The 5,243-nt window shown below is 74.8% G+C and carries 5 protein-coding genes and 1 pseudogene; 2 read left to right on the top strand and 4 right to left on the bottom strand.

What is annotated here, in order from left to right; all coding sequences use genetic code 11:
• On the top strand, positions 1 to 1,151 hold a 1,151-nt coding region (locus tag AB0K09_RS29505; RefSeq protein WP_366068469.1), incomplete at its 5' end, for an MFS transporter.
• A 4-nt stretch (positions 1,152 to 1,155) separates the two neighbouring features.
• Here the strand turns inward: AB0K09_RS29505 and AB0K09_RS29500 are convergent.
• A complete protein-coding gene (locus tag AB0K09_RS29500) occupies positions 1,156 to 1,536 on the bottom strand; it encodes an RNA-binding S4 domain-containing protein (protein WP_366068468.1) in 381 nt (126 codons plus the stop codon).
• Between the two features lie 155 nt (positions 1,537 to 1,691).
• Here AB0K09_RS29500 and AB0K09_RS29495 point away from each other — a divergent pair, with 155 nt between their 5' ends.
• Positions 1,692 to 2,228, top strand: coding sequence for a hypothetical protein (locus AB0K09_RS29495; protein ID WP_366068467.1), 537 nt, complete (start codon positions 1,692 to 1,694; stop codon positions 2,226 to 2,228).
• Between the two features lie 433 nt (positions 2,229 to 2,661).
• On the opposite strand, the pseudogene AB0K09_RS29490 reads toward AB0K09_RS29495, so the two are convergent.
• From AB0K09_RS29490 to AB0K09_RS29480, 3 genes and pseudogenes are all read right to left on the bottom strand, one after another.
• Positions 2,662 to 2,742, bottom strand: a pseudogene (locus AB0K09_RS29490) (DUF6191 domain-containing protein); the annotation flags it as partial.
• A gap of 21 nt (positions 2,743 to 2,763) precedes the next feature.
• Positions 2,764 to 3,954 (bottom strand): PQQ-dependent sugar dehydrogenase, encoded by a 1,191-nt coding sequence (locus AB0K09_RS29485; RefSeq protein ID WP_366068466.1) that lies wholly within the window; start codon positions 3,952 to 3,954, stop codon positions 2,764 to 2,766.
• A gap of 75 nt (positions 3,955 to 4,029) precedes the next feature.
• Positions 4,030 to 5,067: an aldo/keto reductase gene (locus AB0K09_RS29480; protein WP_366068465.1), complete on the bottom strand. Its 1,038-nt coding sequence runs from the start codon at positions 5,065 to 5,067 to the stop codon at positions 4,030 to 4,032.
• Positions 5,068 to 5,243: the final 176 nt, after the last annotated feature.

Below are 5,243 nucleotides of genomic sequence, written 5' to 3'. Positions count from 1 at the left end.
TCTATCTGCACGGCTTCGCGGTCTTCACCGTCGCGTCGGCCGCCTGCGCCCTGGCGCCCTCGCTCGGCGTGCTGATCGGCTGCCGCGTGGCCCAGGCGGCCGGGGCCGCACTGTTGCAGGCCAACAGTGTGGCGCTGGTGACCACGAGCGCGCCGCGCGTGAGACTGCGGACCGCCCTGGGCGTGCAGGCGGCGGCCCAGGCGGTCGGGCTCGCGCTCGGGCCGACCGTCGGAGGGGCGCTGGTGGCGGCGTACGGGTGGCGCCCGGTGTTCGCGCTCAACGTGCCGGTCGGGCTGCTGGCCCTGGCCGCCGGGCACTATCTGCTGCCGCGTACCCGGGAACGGGACGGTGCCCGGGCGGGCGCCGGCCTGTGGGGGCCGGTGCTGCTCGCCGTGGCGACGACCGGTCTGCTGCTCGGCCTGTCCACGGCCTCGGCACCGGATGTCCCCGCGTGGCGCGCGGTGGTCCCGTGCGCCGCCGCCGCGGCCGGCGGCTGGGGTCTGGTCGTCCATCTGCGCCGGAGCGCCCGGCCGCTGGTGGACCCGGCGCTGCTGCGCCGCCGGGCGGTGGCGGCGGGGCTGGCCGGGGCACTGTGCAACTACCTGGTGCTGTTCGGCCCGCTGGTGCTGGTGCCCATGGCCATCGGCCGGGCCGGCGGCTCCTCCGAGCTGGCGGTCGGGCTGGTGCTGACGGCGTTGCCGGCGGGCTTCGCCCTGGCGGCGACCGGTGCCGACCGGGTGCTGCCGCGCCGGCTGTCCGGGCGGGCGCGCTGCGTGCTGGGGGCGCTGGTGTGCGTGGTGGCGCTGGCCGGGACGGCCGCCGCCTGTCCCGGCGGGAGCCGGCCGCTGCCGACGGGGCCGGCGCTGCTCGGGCTGGGCCTGCTCGGGCTCGGACTGGGCGTCTGCACGCCGGCCAACAACGCGCTGATCATGGCGGCGGTCCCGGCGAGCGCCGCCGGTACCGGCGGCGGGCTGGTCAACATGGCCCGGGGGCTGGGCACGGCCCTGGGCATCGCCCTGGTCGCCCTGGCCCTGCAGCTCACCGGGGATCCGCGCTGGGCGGTGCTCCCGCTGCTCGTCGCCGCCCTGCTGGCGATGGCCGCCGCCTGGCCGGGCTCGCCGCCGGAGCGGCCCGGCGCGGGTTCCGGCTGAGGCGTCAGCGGCCGCGCAGTTGCTCGAGCTCGCGCCGGTCGCGCTTGGTGGGCCGGCCGGCTCCGCGCTCGCGCACGCCGGCGACCGCGACCTCCTCGCGGGGCGGTGCGGGCGGGCTGTTGTCGATGAAGCACTCGGCCGCGACGGGCGCCCCCACGCGCTTGCGCACGACGCGTTTGACGACCACGATCCGCTCCCGCCCGGCATGCCGCAGCCGGACCTCGTCGCCGGGCCGGACGGCCTGGGCGGGTTTGGCGCGTTCGCCGTTGATGCGGACGTGACCGGCCCTGCAGGCCGAGGCGGCGAGCGAGCGGGTCTTGGTGAGCCGTACGGACCAGATCCAGCTGTCGACCCGTACCGTCCCCGTCCCCTCGTCTGTCTCCATGCCCGCACTCTAGTCGCCGCACAGGCCTGGCCGGTCGGGGCCGACGACGACCGGGGCGGCCTCCGTCGTGTGTTGACTTCTCCGACCCCCCGTGCAATTTCTGACGTGTCCACATCAGTACCCCACGGGAATCCCCACGGGAGAGGAGCACGACGATGAGGTCCTCGTACCGCAGACGCGTCGTGACGGGCACGGCCCTGGCCGTCGCGCTGGCCGCCACAGGGGTCGGGCTGGGCGCACCCCCGGCGCTGGCCGACACCGTCTCGGTGAGCTACGCCTGCACGGGCCCGGGCGCGCCGGGCGACCCGCAGTCCCTGGAGATCAGCATGACGGCGCCCGCGACCGTGCAGCAGGGCGGCACGGCGGAGCTCACGGTGGACGTCACGACCGCGCTCACCTCGCCGATCGATCTGCCGGCGCACACCGTGACGGGCGACATGACGATCAACCTGGGTGGTGCGGGCTCCGGCAGTGTGACCGCGACCGGCTTCGGCAACCCCGACCCGGTCCCCACCGGCTCCACGGTGACCCTGACCGGCGGCACGGCGTCGGCACGGCTCGACACCCCGGGCACGACGACCTTCAGCCCCGGCGACGCGGCGGTCCACGTCTTCGGCCTGACGGTCCAGTGCACGATCTCCGGCGACACACAGGCAGCGGCGACTACAGAGGTAACCCCCGGCACCCCATGACGGGCGCGCCCCGAAGGGCGCGGGGACCACCCCGGAGCCCTGAACGGTGCGGCAAGCGGTAGGCGCGGAGGCCACCGAAGGGGTAAGCAGGACATATGCCCCTTAAGTGGTTGGCAGCAGGATCCGGGCGGTCGCGGCAGCCCAGCCGCGCGCTGATCCTGGTACCGCTCGGACTGATCGGGCTGATCACGTTTCTGGATCTGCTGACCGGGCCCACCATCCAGCTGGGCCCGCTGCTGGTCGCCGCGCCCGCGATCAGCGCCGCCATCGGCGGGCCGGTGTTCACCGCCGCCATCGGCGTGGTGGCCGTGGCGGCCCAGGTGATCATCACCTCCTTCCTCGGGGGCGTCCTGACGCCCAACCACGAGGCCCAGATCGGCGCCCTGATGTTCGTCTCCGCCTCCCTGGTGGCCTTCCGCTACATCCACGAACGCCGGGTCAGCTCCAGCCGCTTGTTCTCCTCCTCGGTGTGCTTGCGCCCCGGCGCGAACAGCTCTTCTATGACGTTGAACATCCCCACTCCCTCGGTTGCGTGTCACTCGACCCTGAGCAGCAGCAGCCGGTCGTCCTCGGCCGTGGGCCTGCCGCGCCCGTCCGTGTTGCTCGTCGTCAGCCACAGCCCGCCGTCGGGCGCGGGCAGCACCGTGCGCAGCCGTCCGTACGTGCCGCGCAGGAAGTCCTGCGGCGCGGCGGCCGGGCGGGAACCGGCCAGCGGCACGCGCCACAGGCGTTCGCCGCGCAGCGCCGCCATCCACAGCGAGCCCTTGACGCAGGCGAGGCCGCTGGGGGAGGCGTCGGCCGGACGCCACTGCTCGGCGGGGTCGAGGTAGCCGCGCCGCCCGGCCCGGCCCTCGACCGCAGGCCAGCCGTAGTTCCCGCCGGGCTGGATCAGATTGAGCTCGTCCCAGGTGTCCTGGCCGAACTCCGTGGCCCACAGCCGTCCGCCCGCGTCCCAGGCCAGGCCCTGCACGTTGCGGTGCCCGGAGCTGTAGACCGGTGAGCCGGGCCGGGGATTGCCCGGGGCCGGGCGGCCGTCCGGGGTGACGCGCAGGATCTTGCCGCCGAGGGACCCGGCGTCCTGGGCGAGTTCGCGGTGCGCGCCGGTCTCGCCGGTGCCGGCGTAGAGCATGCCGTCGGGGCCGAAGGCGATCCGCCCGCCGTTGTGGATGGGGCCCTTGGGGATGCCGCGCAGGATGGTGTCCGGGGCGCCGAGGCGGCGGCCGGGCGGTTGCCGGTCGTCGACGCGCAGCCGGGCGATCCGGTTGTCCGAGTCGGTGGTGAAGTAGGCGTACAGCTGGTGATCACTGCCGTACCCGGGGGAGAGGGCCAGGCCCAGCAGACCGCCCTCCTCCTGGTGGACGACGCCGGGCACCGTGCCGAGCTCGGTCCGGCCGCCGTCGCGCGCCGACACCTGAACGATTCTGCCGGTGTCCCGGGAGCCCACCAGCAGATCGCCGCCGGGCAGCGCGGCCACGCCCCACGGCGAGGAGAGCTTCGTGGCGACCGTACGGACGACCTCGACCGATCCCCTGGCGGGCGCGGCCGGGACCGTGCCGCCGCCGGACGACAGGGACGGCCCCGCGGGGGAGGCCGGTGCCGTGCGCGGTCCGCCGCCGCCGCCCGAGCAGCCCGCGGCGGCCAGCAGCGCGCAGACCGCGAGGACGGACGAGCAGGCCAGGGCGGCGGCGCGGGCGGCCGGTGCGGCCGGGAAGCCGGGACGTCGCACAACGGTCCTCTCGCCGGACGAACGAGCGCGTACCGTTCCTTGATACACCCCGCGACGCGTCCGCGCGGGCCCCGGTCAGTCCCAGGAACCGGTCGCCGGGGGCAGCTCGGCTATCTCCGCGAAGTCCGCGCCGGTCAGGCGCAGTTCCGCCGCCGTCGCGTTCTGGACCGCCCACCAGGGCTTTTTCGTGCCCGGTACCGGCACGACGTGCCGTCCCTGGGCGAGCACCCAGGCCAGGGCGACCTGCGCGGGGGATGCGTCATGCCGGCGCGCGACACGCCGCAGGCCGGCCACGATCGGCTGGTTGGCGGCCATCATCTCGGCCGTGAAGCGCGGATGGCGGGCCCGCAGGTCCTCCGGCTCGAAGCCCTGGCCGGGGGTGAGCGTGCCGCTGAGGAAACCGTTCCCCAGCGGCATGGCGGCCAGCAGCCCGACCCCGCGCGAGGTGCACCACGGCACCAGTGCCTCCAGTGCCTCCCGCGACCAGACGGACAACTCCGCCTGCACACAGCTCACCGGGAAGATCTGCTGCACCCGTTCCAGCTGGGCGATCGTCGCGTCGTACATCCCGGAGCCGGAGCCGGAGCCGGAGCCGGCCCGTGGGGTGGCCGTCCTGGTCGCCGTCCTGCGCCGGGCGCGCGCCCCTATCGCGCACCAGCCCAGCGCCCGCACCTTGCCCGCGGAGACCAGCTCGGCCATGGCCCCCCAGGTCTCCTCCACCGGCACCTCCGGATCGGGCCGGTGCAGCTGGTACAGGTCGATGACGTCGGTCTGCAGGCGCCGCAGCGAGGCGTCGCACGCCCGTTTCACATAGCCCGGACGGCCGTTGGCCACGATGTGCTGCTCGCCCACCAGCAGACCGCACTTGGTCGACACGAACGCGTCCGCGCGCCGCTCCCGCAGCACCCGCCCCACCAGTAGTTCGTTGGTGAACGGCCCGTACATGTCCGCCGTGTCCAGCAGCGTCGTGCCCGCGTCCAGCGCCGCGTGGATCGTGCGCAGGGACTGCTCGCCGTGCCGCTCGGAGGCCGTGTACGCCCAGTGCATGGGCATACACCCCAGGCCGACCGCGCCCACTTCGAGTGCCGTGGCACCGATTGTCCTGCGCTCCACCGGCCGTACCCCTCCCGTTCCTCTTCCCCAAACTAACCTCTGCCGTCGCGGCCGCTTCGCATAGCCTCCTGGCATGAGTGCAGATATCAGCGCAGATCACAGCGGTTCCGCGCGGCCCCTCGCCTGGCTGCCGATCCCGCCCGCGGAGATAGAGGGCCTGCCGGGCGGGCTGCCCG

The organism is Streptomyces sp. NPDC049577, assembly GCF_040675635.1.
Classification (GTDB): domain Bacteria; phylum Actinomycetota; class Actinomycetes; order Streptomycetales; family Streptomycetaceae; genus Streptomyces.
The sequence above is the reverse complement of the archived record's forward strand: the minus strand, read 5'-3'. Positions and strand labels throughout refer to the sequence as shown.

What these genes read in the sequence shown, in the direction of transcription:
- AB0K09_RS29500 (WP_366068468.1), bottom strand. Translation starts at nt 1,536, where the DNA reads ATGGAGACAGACGAGGGGACGGGGACGGTACGGGTCGACAGCTGGATC.
- AB0K09_RS29495 (WP_366068467.1), top strand. Translation starts at nt 1,692, where the DNA reads ATGAGGTCCTCGTACCGCAGACGCGTCGTGACGGGCACGGCCCTGGCC.